The sequence below is a fragment of the Corallococcus sp. AB030 genome (assembly GCF_003668965.1).
In the GTDB taxonomy this organism is placed as follows: Bacteria; Myxococcota; Myxococcia; order Myxococcales; family Myxococcaceae; genus Corallococcus; species Corallococcus exiguus.
Map to the genome: position 1 here is coordinate 70197 of NZ_RAWQ01000008.1, position 20590 is coordinate 90786.

General features: G+C 68.6%; 18 protein-coding genes. 16 read left to right on the forward strand and 2 right to left on the reverse strand.

Going from position 1 to position 20590, the window contains the following annotated elements; genetic code table 11:
• Window positions 1-45: 45 nt before the first annotated feature.
• The 9 genes from D7Y15_RS03920 (at window position 46) to D7Y15_RS03965 (ending at window position 9714) form a co-directional block, all read left to right on the forward strand.
• Window positions 46-798 (forward strand): hypothetical protein, encoded by a 753-nt coding sequence (locus D7Y15_RS03920; protein WP_120575201.1) that lies wholly within the window; start codon window positions 46-48, stop codon window positions 796-798.
• 15 nt (window positions 799-813) lie between these two features.
• The gene (locus D7Y15_RS03925; RefSeq protein ID WP_120575200.1) at window positions 814-1533 is read left to right on the forward strand and encodes a hypothetical protein; all 720 of its coding nucleotides are present in this window, start codon (window positions 814-816) and stop codon (window positions 1531-1533) included.
• Window positions 1534-1588: 55 nt separating this feature from the next.
• Window positions 1589-2443 carry a sugar phosphate isomerase/epimerase gene (locus D7Y15_RS03930; RefSeq protein ID WP_158629002.1) on the forward strand — a complete coding sequence of 285 codons (855 nt, stop codon included), beginning with the start codon at window positions 1589-1591 and terminating at the stop codon, window positions 2441-2443.
• Window positions 2444-2938: 495 nt separating this feature from the next.
• Window positions 2939-3646, forward strand: coding sequence for a hypothetical protein (locus tag D7Y15_RS03940; protein ID WP_121751741.1), 708 nt, complete (start codon window positions 2939-2941; stop codon window positions 3644-3646).
• Between the two features lie 68 nt (window positions 3647-3714).
• Window positions 3715-4191 (forward strand): SRPBCC family protein, encoded by a 477-nt coding sequence (locus D7Y15_RS03945; RefSeq protein ID WP_121751742.1) that lies wholly within the window; start codon window positions 3715-3717, stop codon window positions 4189-4191.
• Window positions 4192-4354: 163 nt separating this feature from the next.
• The gene (locus tag D7Y15_RS03950; RefSeq protein ID WP_306770465.1) at window positions 4355-5917 is read left to right on the forward strand and encodes a sensor histidine kinase; all 1563 of its coding nucleotides are present in this window, start codon (window positions 4355-4357) and stop codon (window positions 5915-5917) included.
• Window positions 5914-7266, forward strand: coding sequence for a sigma-54 dependent transcriptional regulator (locus D7Y15_RS03955; protein ID WP_120575194.1), 1353 nt, complete (start codon window positions 5914-5916; stop codon window positions 7264-7266). The genes D7Y15_RS03950 and D7Y15_RS03955 overlap by 4 nt, the downstream gene beginning before the upstream one ends.
• 181 nt (window positions 7267-7447) lie before the next feature.
• Window positions 7448-9019 carry a SulP family inorganic anion transporter gene (locus tag D7Y15_RS03960; RefSeq protein ID WP_120575193.1) on the forward strand — a complete coding sequence of 524 codons (1572 nt, stop codon included), beginning with the start codon at window positions 7448-7450 and terminating at the stop codon, window positions 9017-9019.
• Window positions 9016-9714 (forward strand): carbonic anhydrase, encoded by a 699-nt coding sequence (locus tag D7Y15_RS03965; protein ID WP_121751743.1) that lies wholly within the window; start codon window positions 9016-9018, stop codon window positions 9712-9714. Before D7Y15_RS03960 ends, D7Y15_RS03965 begins: the two co-directional genes overlap by 4 nt.
• Before the next feature lie 55 nt (window positions 9715-9769).
• On the opposite strand, the gene D7Y15_RS45545 is transcribed toward D7Y15_RS03965, so the two are convergent.
• Window positions 9770-9919 (reverse strand): DUF3969 family protein, encoded by a 150-nt coding sequence (locus tag D7Y15_RS45545; protein ID WP_120575191.1) that lies wholly within the window; start codon window positions 9917-9919, stop codon window positions 9770-9772.
• Between the two features lie 301 nt (window positions 9920-10220).
• Here D7Y15_RS45545 and D7Y15_RS03975 point away from each other — a divergent pair, with 301 nt between their 5' ends.
• The 7 genes from D7Y15_RS03975 (at window position 10221) to D7Y15_RS04000 (ending at window position 19911) form a co-directional block, all read left to right on the forward strand.
• Entirely contained in the window at window positions 10221-10892 is a 672-nt protein-coding gene (locus D7Y15_RS03975) for a DUF4476 domain-containing protein (RefSeq protein WP_121751744.1), read from the forward strand.
• Window positions 10893-11034: 142 nt separating this feature from the next.
• Window positions 11035-12207: a triacylglycerol lipase gene (locus D7Y15_RS03980; protein WP_120575189.1), complete on the forward strand. Its 1173-nt coding sequence runs from the start codon at window positions 11035-11037 to the stop codon at window positions 12205-12207.
• 117 nt (window positions 12208-12324) lie between these two features.
• Entirely contained in the window at window positions 12325-16497 is a 4173-nt protein-coding gene (locus tag D7Y15_RS03985) for a hypothetical protein (RefSeq protein WP_148712684.1), read from the forward strand.
• 92 nt (window positions 16498-16589) lie between these two features.
• Entirely contained in the window at window positions 16590-17792 is a 1203-nt protein-coding gene (locus tag D7Y15_RS03990; protein ID WP_121751746.1) for a PQQ-dependent sugar dehydrogenase, read from the forward strand.
• Between the two features lie 108 nt (window positions 17793-17900).
• Complete coding sequence (locus D7Y15_RS45550; protein WP_233596705.1) at window positions 17901-18110, forward strand: response regulator transcription factor; 210 nt, start codon at window positions 17901-17903, stop codon at window positions 18108-18110.
• Window positions 18107-18541, forward strand: a complete 435-nt coding sequence (locus D7Y15_RS03995) for a response regulator transcription factor (protein ID WP_233604817.1) — start codon at window positions 18107-18109, stop codon at window positions 18539-18541. Before D7Y15_RS45550 ends, D7Y15_RS03995 begins: the two co-directional genes overlap by 4 nt.
• Window positions 18538-19911 carry a cell wall metabolism sensor histidine kinase WalK gene (locus D7Y15_RS04000; protein ID WP_121751747.1) on the forward strand — a complete coding sequence of 458 codons (1374 nt, stop codon included), beginning with the start codon at window positions 18538-18540 and terminating at the stop codon, window positions 19909-19911. The genes D7Y15_RS03995 and D7Y15_RS04000 overlap by 4 nt, the downstream gene beginning before the upstream one ends.
• 27 nt (window positions 19912-19938) lie before the next feature.
• Here the strand turns inward: D7Y15_RS04000 and D7Y15_RS04005 are convergent, their stop codons facing one another.
• A complete protein-coding gene (locus tag D7Y15_RS04005; RefSeq protein WP_233604818.1) occupies window positions 19939-20355 on the reverse strand; it encodes a hypothetical protein in 417 nt (138 codons plus the stop codon).
• Window positions 20356-20590 lie beyond the last annotated feature (235 nt).

Consider the following 20590-nt stretch of genomic DNA (forward strand, 5'->3'; position numbering starts at 1 on the left):
TGGCATGGTGGTTGCGTATGGGGCCGCCACCACGACGGGGGACCCATGACGCCACATCGCATCTGCCTGCTCATCTTGTCGTTGGCCCTCCCTGGCGCCTCCGTCAGCGCCGAGGAGCTGGCTCCGGCATCGGCCCGGGGTTGGTTCGAGAACCCCACCCGCACGCGCGGACTGCTCGGTTCAACGGCGCTGCCGCTGCATGCGGGAGAGGGCTTCGTCGGACAGCAGGCGCTCCTCTTCACCGTCGCGGAGGTGGGCTTGAGCGAACGCGTGTCGGTGAGCGTGGCATCGGCCGGCTTCGTCTATTCGATGGGCCGTGCCTTCGACGACGTCCCCTTCAGCCTCCTGGGAGGCATCAAGGTTTCGAGCCCGCTGACAGAGCGGCTGCATCTGGCGTTCGGCGTCCAGGGCGGCAGCTTCGACACCGGCCTCTATCTGTTGGACACGCTCAACGCCGTCTCGGTCTACGGCATTCTCACCTATGGGACCGCGGACGCACACGTGTCGCTCACGGTCCGGCCCTTCTTCGCCTGGGGGACCTACCACTCCGGAAGCCTGATGGTCCTGCCCATGCTGGGCGGCTTCGTCCGGCTGGGAGAGCGATGGGGTCTCGCCGGGGAGGTCGCGCTCTCACCGGTCGCTGGCATCAGCGGCACGTTCGGCTTCGCGACGGCGGGCGCGCGGTACATGGGGCGCCAGTGGTCCCTGGACCTGGGGCTCCTCGCCGAGCAGCAATGGAAGGACACGGACAAACCCTCCGTGCTCCCCGGGGCTTCGTTCCTGTTTCACTGGCGTTGAGCCAAGGGGGAAATCATGGCACCACGATTCATCTGCTTGCTCCTGTTGTCGTTGGCCGTCCCTGGCGCTGCGTCCGCCGAAGGCTGGTTCGAGAACCCCACCCGCACGCGCGGGCTGCTCGGTTCAACAGCGCTGCCGCTGCATGCGGGAGAGGGCTTCGTCGGACAGGAGGCGTTCTTCGTCACCGTCGCGCAGGTGGGCCTGAGCGAGCGCGTGTCCGTGCACCTGGCCACGGCGACCCCGTTCCAGCTGGTGTACGGCGACACGGCCTTCAGCCTCATGGGGGGCATCAAGGTGTCCACGCCGCTGACCGAGAAGCTGCATCTGGCGTTCGGCATGCAGGGCGGCACCTATGACAGCGACTTCCCTGGCTCGCAGGGGCTTCACAACGCCGCCGCCGCCTACGGCACCCTCACCTACGGGACGGCCGACGCGAACCTCTCCTTCACGGTCCAACCCATCTACGTCTGGGCCCGGGATGACAACGGGGGCTTGATGGTGCTGCCCATGTTGGGAGGCTTCCTGCGAGTCAGCGAGCACTGGGGCTTCGCGGGGGAAGTCGCCATCTCACCGGTGCCCGCCATGTCCGACGCGTTCGCCTTCGCGACGGCGGGCGCGCGGTTCATGGGGCCGCGGTGGTCCGTGGACCTGGGGATCCTCGCCGGAACGCAATTGCAGCACCAGGACACCCCCGCCTTCGTTCCCGGAGCGTCTTTCCTGTATCACTGGCGCTGAAGCGCAAATGCAGACCTGGATTGTCCCCCTTCCCTCGAAGTTCAATCCCGTGACGATGCGGACGACTGCTTTCCTGCTGCTCCTGGCCTTCGTAGGCTGTGCCGAGCCACGGCGCCCCGAGCCACCCGAGGCTCCGCTCGGTGCGTTCAACTTCACGCTGGAGTCGCGGCCGGTCGCCGCGCAGGTGGAGCTGCTCGACTCGCTCGGATACTCCGGGGTGACGCTGTTCTGGCCGGGCCGTGAGGCCTTTGACAGCTATGCCCGCCAGCCCGCGGTGGAGGCGGGGCGGGTGCATCTTCCGGCCGTCCTCTTCGGCCTGCCCTTCGACACGGCCTGGGACCGCGAGGAGCTGAACGGGATTCTGGCGGCGCTCGCGCCCAGGCGGACCGCGCTGTGGCTCATCCTGAACGGTCCTCCTGACGCGAAGACGGCCATGGTCGCATCGGTTCGTGACGTGGTGGACCTGGCCACCGCGCATGGCGTGGACGTCGTCCTGTACCCGCACGACGGCGAGGCCATCGAGAACGTCGAGGAGTCACTCGCGCTGATGGCCGCGGTCGACCGTCCCCGCTTGAAGACCTCGCTCCACCTCTGCCACGAGCTCAGGGCCGGCAACCGCGACCGGCTGGCGGAGATCATCACCACCGCCGCCCCCCAGCTCGCCCTCGTGAGCATCCACGGCGCCGCGCGCGAGTTCGACCCGAACGCCTCCACCTGGTCCGACGTCATCCAACCGCTGGACCGGGGCAGCCTCGATGTGGGGACCGAATACCTGCTCCCCTTGCGCCGGGTCGGCTACGAGGGCCCCGTGATGCTCCACACCTTCGGCATCGAGGACCCACCGGAGGAACACCTCCGCCGCTCGATGCTGAAGTGGCGTGAGCTGTCGCGCCTGGCGGGTCCTGGCTGAGGGGCGCGGTCACCTCAAGGGCAGACCCATCGCCTGTTCGAACAGCTGCAGGTGGCGGTCCTGCAAGTGCTTCCGTCGAACCAGGAGCACGCCGTCGTGCCGCCGCCATTCCCGCAGTTCGTGAAGTTCAGGGCGTCGCAATCCGGCGCGATACACGTACAGCTCCCGTCGGAGCACACCGCGGCCTCGGAGGTGCCCACGGGCGAATCCCCAGTCGTGGGGCTCGAGTCGCGGACGTCGCCACAGGCCACCACCAGCAGCCCGGACAACAAGGACAGCAGAGCGGATTTCTTCAATGGGGTTCTCATGGCTTTACGCTCCTCGTTCAGGGAGTCATGACAACGGTGGGGAATCGCTGCTTCGAAAGAGCGTACTCGCATTGCCTTGTCGCGGGAAACCTACGGTGGCGATGCGTAGGGAGGAATTGAGCCTGGAGCCCGTGCTATCCCGGAGTCATGCCCCCCATCCCGGGGCCAGCTCACCGGAGAAACGTCCATGCGCATGTCATTGATTCGGGGACTCGTCGTGGCGGTGATGTCCTGGGGCGCGTCCGCGTCCGCGCAAACGAGCTTCTCCCTCACCCCACCCTGCGCACCGGGACTCTGTGGCGCGTCGCGCCTGGGTGCAGCGGCCATGAAGCCGGCGGGCGCGGTGGGTGATTCGCAGTACATCGAAGTGGATGTCGCGGCGACGCAATTGCTGCAGTCCAGCAGCGAGCACATCGCCATCAGCGGCTTCGCGAACGGCCAACCCTTCACCTCCAGCGGCGCGTTCGGCACCAACGCACCGAACGGTGGCATCGGCATCGCGCTGGGGCGCATCGACACCGCGTCGCACCCGAGCTGCCCCGCAGACCCGTCGGACTCGAAGGTGGAGTTCGCCATCGAGCGGTTCGCCTGGAATGACATCTACGGGTCGGACATCCTGCACTGCGTGTCGTTCGACAAAGCGGCGCTGAACGGCGTGTGGAAGCTGCGCATTGGCATCTACGTGTCGTGCGTGGGCACGACGTGCAGCGCGTCCGCGTCGCTGGAGGATCCGGTCACGTTCGTGCAGCTCGGCGCGGTGTCCAGCAGCGGCATCGCGCTCGCGAACCCGAACACGGCACGCTGGCCCTGGTACGCGGTCACCCATTTCGCGGCCGAGCCGGTCAACTACAGCGCCACCTTCTGGGTGCGCTCGGAGTCTTACAACTCCTACTAGATCTGGGCCTCATGCTTCACTGAAACAACAGGAGAAGGTCCATGGACGCAAGAACAGAGAGTGAACCCGTGAAGAACGTCACCACGACGGAACGGAAATCCGAGCGCGAGTTCGTCGTCACGCGAACCGTCAACGGCCCGGCGCGCATCATTTTCGAGGCGTGGACCCAGCCCGAGCTGCTCAAGCGGTGGTGGGCACCGAAGTCGTTTGGGATTTCCTTCATTTCCTGCGAGGCCGATGTTCGTGTCGGGGGCACGTACCGTTTCGTGTTCGGCCACCCTGCCTCGGAGCAGCCGATGGCGTTCTTCGGTAAGTACATCGAAGTGACGCCGCACTCGCGCCTCGCCTGGACGAATGAGGAAAGTGCTGAGGGGGCCGTCACCACGGTGACCTTCGAAGAGGAAGGCGGCAAGACGCGGGTCGTCGTGCACGACCTCCATCCCTCGAAGGAAGCTCTCGACGGTGCCATCGCCTCCGGGAGCACCTGTGGGATGGTCGAGACGTTCGAGCAGCTGGACGAGCTACTCGTCGCCCTGGGCGTCTAGAGCAGAGGCCTTCACCGCGGCCACGCAGAGCCGGTCGAAATGTGTTGATGATGGGCCCATGTCGCCGCCCCCGGCCCATCCCTCCCTGACCTCTCTCGTACCCCCACCGGGCGAGCTTCTTCGCACGCAGAGAAAAGCGGGCCGGTCCGCCGTGGTCGGCCTGATGCTCCTCTGGTGCGCCGCCTTCGTCAGTCCCTTCGTGACCTACCAGGCGGACGTGAAGGCGGCGGAGGGCGAGCTCCTCGTTCACCTGTCGGACCGCGCGGGCCTCCAGGCCCAGGCACTGGGCGCGCATCTCGGACTGCTGCGCTCGGAGCTGCAACGGCTGGCGGAGCACCCGTCGCTCAGACCCGAGGACGGAGCAGCAGGCCCCGAGGTGGCGCTGCTCGAGAACGCCTTCGGCCACACGTCGCTCTTCTCGGCCGGAGTCGCGCTGGTGTCAGCGAACGGCCAGCGCATCTGGAGCGACCCGTTGAACATGCCGCTCGGGCGCACGCCGCTCACCTCGCGCCCGTGGTTCCGGCGGATGGTGGAGAAGCGGGCCGCGTCGGTCGGACTGCTGGACGAGGAAGGCGGAGGCCTCATCGCGGTCGCGGTCCCCATCGTCCGCGACGACCGCGTCGTGGGCCTCCTCGTGGGCGAGCTCGCGACGGCGAGCGAGCTGCTCCCGGTCCATCGCGGGACGAACGAGTCCATGGTCGCCCTGCTCGGCGAGCGCGGCCGGCTCCTCCTGCCGGCAACGCCCCCGCCACTCCTGCGCCAGCCGGAGCTCGCCGCACACCTTCGCCCGCTGGTGGAGACTCCCGGGGCCATCACGCTCGGAGGCACGCGGCTGCTCGGCGCGGCGGCGCTCGTCCCCGGAACCGAGATGCTGCTCGCCGTGCTCGAGGACGAGGCGCGGGACCGTGCGCTGCTCAAGCGCCGCTACCTGGGCCAGCTCGGCTTTCACACCGCGCTGCTCGGCGGAGTGCTCCTCCTCTTCACGGTGCTCCTGCGCCGCTCCTACCGTTCGCTGATGGCCGCCGAAGAACAATTGCGGCGCCAGGAGACGATGGCGGCGCTCGGCACCGCCTCCTCGCTCATCGCCCACGAGGTGAAGAACGCGCTCAACAGCATGCAGGCCGCGCTCAGCATGATTCGCGCGAAAGGAGGGGAAACGACGTTGCCTGTCCAGGCGCTGCGTTCCCAGGCGGACCGGCTCGGCCACCTCGCCCGCTCCTTGCTGAGCTTCGCCTCCCCCCAGTCCACGCAGCGGCGCAGCTGTGAGATGTACCTGCTCGTCCAGGACGCGCTTCAAGCCGTGAGGCTCCTGCCGGAAGCAGCGGATGTCACCATCGAGACCACACTGCAGGAGGGGCTCTTCGTGAAGGGGGACCCGACGCTGCTGGTCTCCGCTGTCGACAATCTCATCCGCAACGCCGTCGAAGCCGGGGCCGTGGCCCATGACACAGGCCAGCAGCCGACGCCTCGCGTCGAAGTCCGGCTCCTTCGCGAAGACACAGAGGTGGTGCTCGTCGTGGAGGACAACGCGGGAGGAGTGCCCCCGGCCTTCGAGCCCAGGCTCTGGGAGCCATTCGCGGTGGGCCGTTCGAGGGGAATCGGGCTCGGGCTTCCGATGGTGCGCACGGCCATCCGCGCGCATGATGGCGGAAGCGTCTCCTATACACGCGTGCCCGGGGGCAGCCGCTTCACGGTTCGCCTTCCGCTTGAGAAAATGGCCTCATGAGCACCTCCCTGCTGCTCGTCGATGACGACAGGACCTTCTCCTCGCTCGCGGCGTCCATGCTGAGCCAGGAGGGTTTTCGCGTCCGGGTCGCGCGCTCGCTGCATGAGACCCGCGCCGCGCTCGCCGCCGAGGCGCCGGACCTCGTGCTGCTGGACCGGAGGCTGCCGGACGGAGATGGGCTCGTCTTCCTGCCCGAGCTGCGGGCCCAGCTTCCGGGGACCGTCGTGCTGATGGTGACCGCGCACGGAGATATCGAGAGCGCCGTCGAAGCCATCCGCGCGGGTGCTCGCGACTACCTGAGCAAGCCGGTCGAGATTGACGACCTGGTGTTGCGCGCACGCCGCGCGGCAAGCGACCTCCAGCTCCAGGAACGGCTGCGCCAGGCGGAGAGCGTCCTCGAAGGACGGCATCGGATGGCGGAGCCCCGCTCGCCAGCGATGCAGCGAACCCTCCAGATGCTGGAGCGGATCGCCACCACTCCGCGAAGCCCCGTCCTGCTGCTCGGGGAGACCGGGACCGGGAAGGCGGTGCTCGCCCGCCACCTCTACGCCTTGCGCCAGAAGCAGGGCGCCTTCGTGCAGATCAACTGCGCCGCGCTTCCGGACACGATGATGGAGAGCGAGCTCTTCGGGCACGAGCGCGGCGCCTTCACGGATGCGAAGACAGCGAGGCGCGGGCTCGTGGAGCTCGCAAGCGATGGGCTCCTCTTTCTCGACGAGGTGGGTGAGCTGCCGCTCGCGCTCCAGGCGAAGCTGCTCACGTTTCTCGACAAGGGGGCCTTCCGGCGACTGGGTGGGACGACGGAGCTCACGAGCACCGCGCGCATCGTGGCGGCCACCAACAAGAACCTCGAAGCGGAGGTCGCCGCCGGGCGCTTTCGCGAGGACCTCCTCTTCCGGCTGAGCGTGTTCCGGGTGGACGTGCCCCCCTTGCGCGAGCGTCGCGAGGACGTGCTGCCGCTCGCACGGACGCTCGTGCAGGAGCTCTCCTCGGAGCTCGGCCGGCGCCCGGTCCCCTTCTCTCCCGCCGCCGAGGAGCGCCTGCTCAGCTATCCGTTCCCCGGCAATGTCCGGGAGCTGCGCAACGTGCTGGAGCGAGCGCTCGTGCTCGAAGGCGGGCCCGTGCTCGAGCTGCAGTCGCTCGCCAAGGGAGGCGGCGCGCCGGCCGCGGTCGACCCCAACGCATTCTCCGTGTCAGGCCCACCGCGGTCGCTCGATGAAGTGGAGCGGCTCTATGTGCGCCACGTGCTCGAGCAGCTCGGAGGCAGGCGCATGGAGGCGGCCCGCGCACTGGGTCTTTCCTATCCGACATTCCTCCGCCGTCTGGAGGAGAACCCGCCCTCGGAGTGAAGGACTTTAAAATTCGTTCATCGCCCGGGGCGCGGGCTTCAAGTTTCTTTCATCGCCTGCTCTTGAAGCGCCACGCCCCCGACGGGAAGTGCCCGGGACGGGCTGGCACAACGCTTGCGTAGCCCCCCCTGTCACGTCGAGCCCGGGCTGAGGCCCGGCGGATGACAGGGGAGCTCAAGCAATGACTTCGGATGTAAAGGCAGCAGAGGCGAAGCCGTCGTTGAAGGCGATCCTCGCTTCGGATTTGCCAGCTTCGCTGGTGGTGTTCCTGGTGGCCCTGCCCCTCTGTATGGGCATCGCGCTCGCCTCTGGAGCGCCCATCATGGCGGGCCTCATTGCCGGCGTCGTGGGAGGCCTGGTGGTGGGCCTCATGGGTGGCGTGCCGCTTCTCGTGAGCGGCCCCGCGGCGGGACTCGCGGTGATGGTCTTTGGCTTCATCCAGCAGCTGGGCTTCGCCGTGACGTGCGCGGCGGTGGCCGCGGCGGGACTCGTGCAGGTGGCGCTCGGCGGGCTGAAGGTGGCGCGTTCGGCGCTGGCCATCTCGCCGGCCGTGATCCACGGAATGCTCGCGGGCATCGGCATTCTCATCGTGCTGGGGCAGGTCCACATCGTGCTGGGTGGCTCTCCGCAGAGCAATGCCTGGAACAACCTGCGGGAGCTGCCCGGGCAGGTGCTGAACCTTCATGGAGCGGCCACGCTGCTGGGCCTGATGACGCTGGGAGTCCTCATCGCCTGGGGGTTCCTGCCGAACGGGCGGCTGAAGAAGGTCCCGGGGCCGCTGGTGGCGGTCGTGGGCGGGACCGTGGTCGCGGCGGTGATGAACGCGGACGTGGCGCGGGTGCAGCTGGCGGCGGATGCGCTGTCGGCCATCAAGCTGCCGGCCCTTCCGGAAGGCTCCATGTGGGGCGCCTTCTTCGTGGCCGTGCTGTCCCTCGCCGTCGTGGCGAGCGCCGAGTCGCTCCTGAGCGCGGTGGCGACCGACAAGCTCCACACGGGCCCGCGGGCGAACCTGGATCGCGAGCTGCTCGCGCAGGGCGTGGCGAACACCCTCTCCGGTCTGGTCGGCGGTCTGCCCATCACCGGCGTCATCGTGCGCAGCGCGGCGAACATCAACGCCGGCGCGAAGACGCGCTGGTCCGCGGTGCTCCACGCGGTGTGGATGCTCGCCTTCATCACGCTGCTGGGGAGTCTGGCGGCGTACGTGCCCCTGACGGTGCTCGCCGGCCTGCTCGTGCACGTGGGCCTGAAGCTCGTGAACCTCGCCCACATCCGGGAGCTGCGGCACCGCGGTGAGCTGCCCGTGTACCTCATCACCGTGGCCGGCGTCGTGGGCATCAACCTGCTCGCGGGCATCGGTCTGGGACTCGGCGCGGCCATCCTCCGGCTCCTGTGGCAGCTCGGCCAGGTGCGCGTGGAGATCCACGCCGCCAATGGCGTTCACCAGGTCTGCATCAGCGGAGCGCTGACGTTCGTCGGCGTGCCGAAGCTGTCGACGGCGCTCGCGAAGGTTCCCGCGGGCTCCAGGGTGGAGGTGGACGTGGCGGTGAACACGCTCGACCACTCCGGCTTCGAGGCGCTCGAGAGCTGGGCGGACACGTATCGCAAGACGGGCGGCACCGTGACCATGGAGCCGCTCGAGGATGTCTGGACCCGACGCAGCGCGCGTGCGGCCCCCACGGCGGGGCCTGCCGCTCCATCCCATTCCTCCCCCGTTCATCACGTTTCGACTCTCTCCCCCGGAGGTGTGCAGTGAAGAAGCTCATCAGAGGCCTGCTCGATTTCCAGCGCCACACCTTGCCCTCGTACCGGGCGACCTTCGCGCGGCTCGCGAAGGGGCAATCCCCTGACTGCCTCTTCATCAGCTGCTCGGACAGCCGCGTGGTGCCCAATCTGCTGGTCTCCACGGATCCCGGTGACCTCTTCACCGTGCGCAACGTGGGCAACCTCGTTCCGCCGGCCAGGCCCGGTGGCCAGCCCTCGGCGGACCGCGGGGAGGCGGCGGCCATCGAATTCTCCCTGGGCTTCCTGCCCATCGAGGACGTCGTGGTCTGCGGACACTCGAGCTGCGGCGCGATGAAGGCCATCCTGGCCGGAGGCGCCGTGGACGGCGCACCGAACCTCGAGCAGTGGCTCGCTCACGGCTCTCCCTCGCTCAAGGCGCTGCGCGAGAAGAACACCCAGGTGGGCGAGGGGCTGCCGGACGCGGATCGCCTCTCCCAGCTGAACGTCCTGGCGCAGCTGGAGCACTTGAAGACCTACCCCATCGTGCGCGACCGGCTCGCGGCGGGAACGCTGCGGCTGCACGGCTGGTGGTTCGACATCGGGGCGGCACAGGTTCACGCCTACCGGGCCGACCTCGGCTGCTTCGTGCCCATCGACGAGGCCGAGGGCGATCGCCTCCTGACGTCGCTGACGGACGAGCAGCCCGCGCTCCGCGCCGTCCAGTAAGGCAGCATCGAGCCTCGGCGATCCCGCGTTCAGCGTGGATCGCCGGGGCTTCGCTTCAACCCCTCTCCAGCCACCTTTCGCCTTCGGGAGAAGGGGCTGGCAGGGCCGCGAGCAGCTTCAGGAGCCGGCCTTCGATCTCCACGATGGAGCGGGTCAGGGCTTCTGGCACGAGCTGCCCCACGTCCTCCAAGGAGCGCCAGCACATCGTCCGTGCGGCGCATCGGTACCAGTACCCGGCGGGCTCGGATGACGCCGGCTACGGCTTCCGGCCGGTACGCACGGTTCTCTAGAAGTAGAAAGCCCCCAGAGCCCACCGAGCCGGAGCGCCCACGGGCCTGCTCCGGTTCGGCGGGCTTCTGCTTTTCTCAGACCATGAGTCCGGGTTCACCAGGCCGAACCATGTGTTTCATATGAATAAATCCGCGGACGGTGCGTGAAGACGGCACGGCGGCGGGAACGCTTGAGCGTACCGACCGCACCGAACCCGTTTCCCACCAGGACTTCACATGAATCGCATCGTCCGTGCCGCACTCGTTTCGTCCCTGTTCGTTTCGTCCGCCAGCTTCGCGCAGGACGCGGAGTTCAACATGCAGGTGGACATCAATGATCAGGACATGCCCTCCGCGCGCATCAAGATGAAGACGACGACGAACGTCGATGGCGAGGAGACGACCACCGTGAAGGTGCGCGGCGGCGGTGCCCGGATGGAAGTGCAGATGACGGGTGGAACGACGGAGTCGGAGAGCTACTCGGAGACGCGGACGACGGAGACGCGGCGGGAGCCCCGGATGCACTCGCGCCCGGAGATGCCGGTGGCCGCCGAGGCAGCTCCCTCGCACCGCGACTGTGGCACGCGTTCGGACGAAGGCTGCTTGATGCGGCGGGATGGGCAGTACCCGATGGACGCCTCCACCTGGAGCGGCTTCTACCAGTCGCTCAAGAGCGAGAACAACGAGATCGTCCGCCAGGAGAAGGCGGACAAGATGCTCAAGCGCGTCTACCTGACCGCGATGCAGTTCGGCATGGTGCTGGACCTGTTCAAGAATGAGATTGTCCGCCTGGACGTCGCGCGCATCGCCGCGCCGCACGTGGTGGATCCGCAGCACGCGCTGGGCTTCTCCTCCAAGTGGCGCAACTCCATCAGCGGCAGCGAGTACACGGACATCATCACCCAGTAATCCCAAGCAGCCCCGCGTGTCTCGGGCGCATCACCACCCGAGACGCTCCGGAGGAAGGACAGACATTTCTGGCAAAGGGTTCGGGACTTCACGTTGACCCCTCCCCGGCGTCAGGGGCGGTCCTCACGTTAGGCTTGTCCCCATGACCCACCGCCACCGCGTCTATCTGGTCCCCGGCTTCTTTGGCTTCACGCAGATGGGTGACAAGGAAACGGAGCGCATCGCCTACTTCCAGAACGTCCCCCGTTTGCTCGAGCAGCGGTTCCAGGAGCGAGGCATCGATGCGCGGGTGCATGCCATCGCCTCCGCCCCCACCTCCGGGCTGGAGGCGCGGGCCCGCGACGTGTTCCGGGAGATGGCACGGACCGCGAACGAGGACGACGCGCAGCTCCACCTCGTCGGGCACTCCACGGGCGGGCTGGATGCACGCAGTGTCGTCTCACCGCGCATGGCGCGGGAGGCTCCGGACTTCGTGAAGCGCGTGCGCTCGGTCGTGACCATCGCGACCCCGCATCAAGGCACCCCGCTGGCCAGCTTTTCCAACCAGGGCGGCGTGGGGAAGACGCTGCTGCGCTACCTGTGGCTCTTCACCTTCCTCACGCTGCACCGCAAGGCCATGCCCCTGCGGACCGCCGCGCTGCAGGCGTGCTACTGGCTCGTCCTGCGGAGCGAAGAGGCGAAGCTCCCGCCCAACCTCTTCAATCAAATCGCCCGGCTGACGGCGGACCTCTCCGAGGGCGAGCGCGAGGAGCTCATCCAGTTCTTCAGCCAGGTGGGCGAGAACCAGGTGCTCATCCAGGACCTCATGCCCATCAGCATGCGGGCCTTCAACGCGAACACGGCGGACCGGGAGGGCGTGCGCTACGGCTGCGTCGTCACGGGCGCGCCACCGCCCAGGTGGTCCTTGCCCCTGCTGCTCACCCCCGACGCGCTCCTCCACGGACTCTTCGCCTTCCTGTATGCGAAGAGCGCGCCCCAGTCCCGGGAGCTCCAGATTCCCGAGCGCACGCCGGCCCAGACCCAGGCCCTCCAGGATGTCCTTGGCCGGAGGTTCGAGTCCAAGAGCGATGGCATCGTCCCGAGCCGCTCCCAGGTCTGGGGACAGGTCCTCCACGTCGCGACCGCGGACCACCTGGACGTCATGGGCCACTTCGACCAGCCCCCGGAGCACATCAGCTGGCTGAAGTCGGGCTCCCACTTCCAGGAGCCGCAGTTCCAGGCGATGTGGGACCGGGTGATTGACTTCACGGTGGGCGGCGCCGCGACCGTTCACCCAGGCAAGGAAGAGGAGCGACGCGCGTCCAGCGACGGGTGACGTCCCGCCCGCCTCGCGTTGTCTGTCTTTCGGTTCACCCCCACGTCCGGTAGAGTCCACGCCGACGACGGGGGGACAATCCAATGGGCATGAAGCCTCCCCCCGGGAACACCTTTCATGCGCCATCTGCTCCTTCTGCTCGCTGTCACGTTCCTCGCCTGCTCCTCGGCCTCCTCTTCCGGGCCCGATGCTGGCGAGCCCGACTCGGGCGGGGTCTGCGGCCCTGGAAACTGCGCAGGCTGCTGCGACGCCGCCGGTCAGTGCCGCGAGGGCACGGAGCAGACCGCCTGCGGCATGGCGGGGGCGGCGTGCAGCGACTGCCTCACCGCCGCTTGCGTCACCGGTGGATGTGAGACACCCGTGGAGTCCATCGGGGATACCTGCGCCACGCCCTACGCGCTCGCGCTGACCGAGGGGAGCGCCACGTTCCAGGGCGACCTGCGCCGCTACGCGCCCAACAGGCTCGGCTGCGTCGCGGGCTCGCGCGACGCGGTGTACTCCTTCACGCTCGCGGCCCCCGCGGAGGTGGACCTCTCCGTCGTCTCGCGCACCCCGGGGTTCGAGCCCGTGCTCAGGGTGGGCAACACCTGCGCGCGCCCGGACTGCAATGCCTCCGGATTGGAGCGCTCCCGCTTCGAAGGCGTGCTGGCCCCGGGGACGTACTTCGTCGTCGTGTCCACGCGGACCCTCACCGCCGGCGAGTTCGACCTCGCGCTCGGCACCCGGCCGCCGCCCAGCGGGGAGCGCTGCGAGGAGGCCGCCCTGCTGCCGTTTGATTCCCACCGCCAGGCCACCGTCCAGGTGCGGACCCAGGGCCGCGCGGACGACTTCACGCTGGACTGCATGACCTGGCCGCCCGGTCCCGACTCCGTCCACCGCTTCCGGGTGGACCAGACGAGCGACTTCACCGCGACCCTCGACGACGGCATCATCTGGGGAAGCATGCTCGCCCTGCGCTCCGCGTGTGACGGAGTGGACCTGGGCTGCGGCCCTGCCCTCTCCGTCGCCGACCTCGCGCCGGGCGAATACCTGCTCTTCGCCGATTCAGCCTTCGAAGGGACGAGCAGTCCCTTCACGGTGTCGGCGCAGCTCACCGGGGCACGGCCCCAGGGCGAGACGTGCGGGCGTGCCGTCCCCCTCACGCTTTCAGGCGGCACCGCCCACCTCACCGACACCCTCCGCGGCGCGACGAACGACGTTCCCGAGCGCTGCAGCGACTCCCTCAACGCTCCCGACCGCATCTATTCGTTCACCCTGGACCAGCCCATGCTCGTCAACGCCACCGCCACGCGGCTGGGAACGAGCGGCGCGCTCTCCCTGCGCGTGCAGGAGGCCCGCTACTGCGGGACGTCCTTTTCGACGGGCTGCCAGTGGGGAGCGACGTCCGCCACCGTCCAGGAGCTGCTCCCCGCGGGCACGTACGTCCTCGTCGTCGAGTCCGCCACCGGCATCGACTACACGCTCGACGTGAGCGCGGTGCCCCCACCCGAGGGGGAGTCGTGCGCCAACCCCATTGGCTTCGACCTCCCCGCGGGGGGCGGCACGCTCACGCATCAGGCCAGCACGCGGGGCAGCTCGCAGGAGGGCTACGACTATGACTGCAGGCGCTTCCACCTGCCCGACCGCGTGTACCGCCTCACGCTCACCGATCCGCGCTCGAACCTGCTGGTAACGGCCACCGCCCTGGGCGGGGACAACGAGGCTCCGACCCTGGCCCTCGTCGCGGATTGCCTGGGCGCCACGCCCGTGACCCAGAACTGCGAGTCGACGGTCCAGGCCTCGCGCGTCCTGCGGAAGACGGCCCTCTCCGCGGGCACCTACTTCCTCTGGGTGAAGGGCCCGAATGAGACCGGGACCGACTACCGCCTGGACGTCTCCGCGACGCCGACCCCGGAGGGCGACACCTGCGCGGTCGCGACCCCGGTGACGCTGTCCGGCGGGCCCGCGGGCGGAACCGCCACGCTCACGGGCACGACCGTGGGAATGTCGGATGACCTCAGCGCCTGCACTCCGAACAGCGCCTCCTTCCCAGAGCATGTCTATTCGCTCACGCTCGACCGCGAGCTGGACGTGAAGGTGAAGATGACGCCCGCGCAGGCCTCGGCCCGGGGCATGGTGTCGCTCGTCGACGCCACGTGCCGGGTGTCCCAGAGCGTGTGCGGGCAGCCAGGCGCGGACGGGGTGACGACCCTGCGCGCGGGGAGCCTCAAGGCCGGCACCCACTTCTTCTCGGTCGACCACACCTCCGGAGGCCCGGACGCCTATTCGCTCGAGTTCTCCGCGACCCCGCATCAGCTGGGAGAGACCTGCGCGAATCCGCGCCCGCTGGTGTTCTCCGAGGGCGGCGCGGGAGGCACTGCGGTCCTCGCGTTCGACGCGCGTGACTTCTTCGATGAGCCGTTCTCCGACTGCTCCGTCGACGGGGCGGACGCGTACTTCACGTTCACCACCGACCGCGTGCTGGACCTGTACGTGGACGTGTCGCACGACGAGTCCAAGGGGGCGCCGCTGCTGTCGCTCATCCGGACCTGCGGCGAGGGGCTCTCCTGCCAGCCGGTCACACGGACCACGGGTCCATTCGGGCGGGGCAGCCTGCAGCCGGGCACGTACATCCTCGCCGTGGACTTCTATTCCGCGCAGTCGGAGAGGCCCGTGACGATTCAGGCCTTGCTGACACCGCCCACCCCCGGTGACACCTGCGCGCTCGCCATCCCGCTCGGTCTTCCCCCGGAGGGAGGCACCGCCGTGCTCTCCGGAACCTTCACGGGTGCCTTCAACAACCACCAGAGTGATTGCACGTATTCGGGCCTCTCCGGCGAGGACCGCGTCTACACCTTCACCACCTCCGGGCCGATGAGCTTCATCGCCGAGACCACCACCGCCTCCAGCCTGAGGGCCCCCGCCCTCACCCTGCGCCGCGGCACCTGTGACGGTCCGGCGGCCACCTGCACCGGGGGCGGTCTGGCGCGCTCGTCCATCCGCGACGCGAACCTCGCCGCGGGGACCTACTACCTGTTCGTGGACAGGACCTACGAAGGGCTCGCGGACTACTCGCTGAAGGTGTCCCTGGGTTCGATACCGGCGGGTGACGTCTGCGCCAACGCGCTCCCCCTGGGCCTGCCGACGAGCGGACCCGGCCAGGTCACCGTCCAGGGCGACACGGGGCGCTTCTTCCACGACCTGACGCCCTCCTGCGGGGAACCGTACGAGAGGCGCGCCGCGCCGGACACCGTCTATACCTTCACCACCACGGAGCCGATGAACCTGCGCCTTTCCACGAAGGCCCTCACCCCGGGTTTCCGGCCCACCGTGGCGCTGCGCCGGGCGTGTGGCGGCGCCGAAACCGACCTGCGGTGCGCGGCGACTCCCGACAATTCGCCCGACACCTGGACGAGCTACCGCGACCTGCCCGCGGGCACGTACTACGTCGTCGTCGACGGCTTCAGCACCGCGTACGTGGGTGACTTCGAGTTGGTGGCGCGCCTGTCCCGGCTGGACCATGCGGAGCCAGGCGAGAGCTGCGCGAATCCGGAGCCGTTGACGCTCTCCCAGGGCGGTTACGGTCGCGCGACGCTCACCCGCGCGTTCGGGGACTTTCCTGACCACGAGGGCTGCGGAAGGAGCGATGGCAGCGATGCCGTCTTCGCGGTCACCACCGACCGTCCACGGCGCCTCCATGCCCGCGTCTCGGGCTCGCGGGCGGAGACGCAGCCGGCGCTGTCCGTCCGGCGCGGCCCCTGTGACGACACCGCGTCGCAGCTTGCCTGCATGCTCGCCCAGAACGGCCACTCCCGCGTCTCCGCGGACCTGCCCGCGGGCACGTCGTACCTCCTCGTCAAATCGGGACTCACCCACCCGGCGGGCACCTTCCAACTGGACCTGGAGGTCGACGACTTCGGGCCGGGCGACCTCTGTGCGGACGCCCTTCCCCTGGCCTTCTCGAATGGCGCGGCGGGCGGCACGGCGACCGTCACCTTCAACCCGGCCACGCACGGCTCGGACATGACACTGACGTGTGACGCCGGCAGCCGGCCAGACACCTTCTTCACCTTCACCACGGACCGGGTGCTCAACCTGTCGGCCACGCTCCTGCGTCAGAATCAGTACACGGGCGAGACGTTCTCCATGGGGCTGCTCGCCGGCTGCGGAGGTCCGGAGTCGGCGTGCCGCAGCATCGGCTTCTCCTCCGACCCCCTGGTGCTCACGCGAAGCGCACTGCCCGCGGGCACCCACGTCCTCGTCGTCCGGGGTGGAACGGGCGCCACCGTGAACCTGTCGCTCAATCCCTGAGCGGCGCCGAGACTGTTCACCCAGGCAACGGAGGCGGCGATGCGGGCCGGGCGACGGGTGACGTCCCGCCCGTCCCGGCGGAGAGTCACTCCATGCGCCATGGACTCGTGACCTCGTTCCTCTCCGCCCTCCTGCTGAGCGCCGTCTCCGGAGCCCAGCCGGTGGAGACCGCGCCTCCGAACGTCCCGGAGTTCAAGCCCGCGTTCCCGCAGCAGACACGCGCCCCGGAGGTGAAGACGCGCACGCCCATCGTGGTGACGGAGATCGCCTCCGGCTTCAACAAGCCGTGGGCCATCGCGTTCCTGCCGGATGGGCGCTTCCTCGTCACGGAGAAGCCCACGGGTTCGCTCTTCATCGTCACCGCCGCGGGCAAGAAGTCGCCCCCGGTGGCGGGCCTCCCCAAGGTCGACGGACGGGGACAGGGCGGGCTGCTCGACGTGGAGGTGGGGCCCGACTACGCGAAGAGCGGGCTCATCTACTGGACCTATTACGAGCCGCGCGAGGGCGGCAACGGGCTCGCGGTGGCGCGCGCGAAACTGGTGGACGGCCCGAAGCCGCGCATCAAGGGACTCCAGGTCATCTTCCGCATGCAGCCCACGCTCGAGTCCACGCTGCACGCGGGCGGACGGCTCGTCTTCACACCGGACGGCAAGCTCTTCGTCACGCTCGGCGAGCGCTCCATCCTCCCGGGCCGCGTCCAGGCGCAGGACCTCAAGAGCGACTTCGGGAAGGTGGTCCGCATCAACCCGGATGGCTCCATTCCCCAGGACAATCCCTTCGTGGGCAGGAAGGACGCCCGGCCGGAGATCTGGTCCTCCGGACACCGCAACATCCTCTCCGCGGCCCTGGACGCCCAGCAGCGGCTCTGGATCGTGGAGATGGGACCGCGAGGAGGCGATGAGCTCAACCGTCCGGAAGCCGGCAAGGACTACGGCTGGCCCACGATTGGCTATGGCGAGGAATACTCGGGCCAGCCCATCCACAAGACGACGCAGGCCGCGGGCATGGAGCAGCCTGTCTATTATTGGGATCCGGTCATCTCGCCCTCGGGGCTCACCCTCTACTCAGGGGCGCTCTTTCCGGAGTGGAAGGGGAACTTCTTCATCGGCGGCCTGTCCAGCCAGGCGCTGGTGCGGCTCGTCTTGAAGGACGACCTCGTGGTCGGCGAGGAGCGCCTGCTCACGGAGCGCAAGGCGCGGATCCGCGAGGTGGTCCAGGGGCCTGACGGTGCGCTCTACCTGCTCACGGACGCTTCGAACGGCCGCCTGTGGAAGCTCACACCCGGGAATCCATGAATTCCATGGACGAGGTATGCTTCAAGCCGAAACATCCTCACCGGGAGACATCCATCTCGTTTGGCGCCACGCTGGCGCTGTCCACGCCCACGACCGCGGAGGTCGTCGATGACAGTCCCGGCTCGCATCCTGGTTGTCGAGGATGACGCACCCATCGCCGCGGGCCTCGTCCGTGGCCTGAAGCAGGCGGGGTTCCAGGTGATGCTCGCCACCGACGGGGAGCTCGCACTCGAGGCGTCCGAGCGCGAGCGGCCTGATTTGGTGGTTCTGGACCTGAATCGCCCCGGGAAGGACGGCTTCGAACTGTTGGACGCGTGAAAGGGCCCCGGCTGCGCTCGTTTGGGCTGGGGGCGGTGGACTATCTCGCCAAGCCCTTTTGGATGGAGGAGCTGGTCGCGCGCATCCGCGCCAGGCTGCTGCTCCTGGAGGAGCGACCGCGCCGCGTCCTGCGTTGGGACGATGTACGCCTGGACCTCGATGCGCGCGAGGTGAGCATCGAGAGCACAGGCCCCGTGTCGCTGACCCGCCATGAGTTCGACGTGCTGGCGTATCTCGTGGAGCGCCCCGGCAGGGCCATGACGCGGGCCCAGATTGCCCAGCACGCCCTCCCGCCCAATGAGGAGCGCGATGACCGGACGGTGGACTCCCATGTCGCGCGCCTCCGGAAGAAGCTCGGGCCGGCGGGAGCGCGTATCCGGACGTCCTGGGGCATCGGCTACCAGTTCGCCCCGCCAGAGGAGTCTTCGTGAGGCTGTACAACCGTCTGGCACCGCGCATCCTCGCGGCCTCCTCGCTCCTGGGCCTCCTGGGGACGCTCGGAACCTCCTACCTGGCGACCTTCATGGGAGTGGATACCGCGTTGCTGCGGAGCACGCGCTTCGCCACCGCGCTCATCCTGTCCACCCATCGCGAGGAATGTCAGGCGGCGCCGGGCTGGCGCTTTCAGGGTCCCGAGGGCATCGAGGTGGAGGGGTTCGATGCGGCCCTGGTCGGAGCAGGTGTCCCGGGAGGGCGCCCCGAACCGAAGCTCCTCGCCCGGGTGCTGGAGGGGGAGGAGGAGGCGACCCTCATCTACCTTCCGTTCCTTCATCCTGACCCACGGTGGGGAGGCGCTTCGGTAAGACGGCTCGCGCCCTCCGGGCCGTGCAGTCTGCTGGAGTTTCGCTGGCCTCCCATGCATGAGCGCGTGACGGTGGGGCGGTGGCTTCTGGGGCTCGCCCTTCTGGTCACGACAGTCGCGGCGGCGCTGTCCACCTTCGCCGTCGTCCAGCCGCTCCTCAAGCGGCTGCGCCGCCTGCACCGCGCCGCGCGGGCGCTCGGGGCTCCAGACTACCCGTCCGCCACGGATGGCCTGGGCGACGAGTTGGGAGAGGTGTCCCAGGCACTCGACGCCACCCATGCTCGCGTCCAGCGGGATGCCGCGCGCATCGAATCCCAGAAGCATGCGCTGGAGCGGCACCTGGCGGACGTCGCGCACGACCTGAAGACGCCCATCGCCTCGCTCCAACTGTCGCTGGAGCTGGCCTCGGCGGAGCCCGCTCAGGGCAACCCGGAGCTGCTGCGGCAGGGGCTCGAGGACACCGTCTACCTGACGTCGCTGGTGGACAACCTCCACCTCGCCTGTCAGATGGGGGAGGGGGTGGATCCGCTGGCGGAGGATGCCCGGGTGGAATTGGGGCAGACCGTGGAGCGGGTCGTTCGCAGGTTCCGGCAGCTCGCACGGAGGCGGCAGCTCACCGTGGAGTGCTCACGCCCCGACGAGGAGCTCTGGGCGCGCTGCAATCCCACGATGATGGAGCAGGCCATTGGCAACCTGCTGCACAATGCCATCACGCACGGTGAGGAGGGCGGCCACGTCGTGGCGGTGCTGGAGGCCGTCGGGCCGCGACGCTTCCGGCTCACCGTGCTGGATGATGGCCCGGGGCTTCCCTCCGAGGAGTTGGAGTGCCTGGGGAAGCGGGGGTTCCGCTCCCGTCAGTCGAGGCGCCGGGCCCCGCGAGGCAGCGGGCTGGGGGTCTCCATTGTTCGCGAGCTGTGCCGATGTGTCGGTTTCTCGTTGGAGTTCTCCAGCAACATGCCGCGAGGGTTGAGGGTGGTCATCGAGGGCCCCCAGTCGTGAGGCCGGGGGACGTGGGTGGCGCGGGCGTCAGCGAGACTTGCGGATGCAGATCTTCTTCAGGGTCGCCGCGTAGGTGTCTTCCAGGGCCTTGTCGCTCTTCTTGTCACCGACCAGGACCGTGTACTTCAGCTCGTACTCCTCATTCATCATGTTGAAGCGGACGCTGCCCGTGTACGTTTTTCCCTGGGGGTCCGAGGTGGACTCGCCGGTGGGCATGTCCACGCCGTTGGCCCAGGCCCACTTGCCTGCATCACAGCCGGGATGTCTGGAGAGACTCTTGTTGGTGTCTCCGTAGGGCGTGTAGTCCACGTAGCAGCCCCCATTCCGGGGGCGGAAGTGGATCCGGCAGTCGAGCGTGATTCCGTGGCCCGTGCCCAGGGCATTGTTGTTTCGGATGACGACGCAGTCCGTGGCGGCGTGCTCGCTCTCGGCCTTTATCTTCATGTACTTCTTCTCGAGGCTTGCCTGTCCCTTGGCGGGAAGGTCTTCGCAATCCGAGGCGAAGGCCGGGCTGACTGCGAGGCACATGGCCGCGGTGGCCACCAGAAAGGCGGCGCTCTCAATCGGTCGTCGCAACAGCTGACGCGAATACTTCGGCAGGCGTTCGCCATGCAAGTGTTTGACGCGGGCGCCCGTTGAGTTCATGCGCGATGGCGTCGAGTTGCTTGCCAGAGAGGGC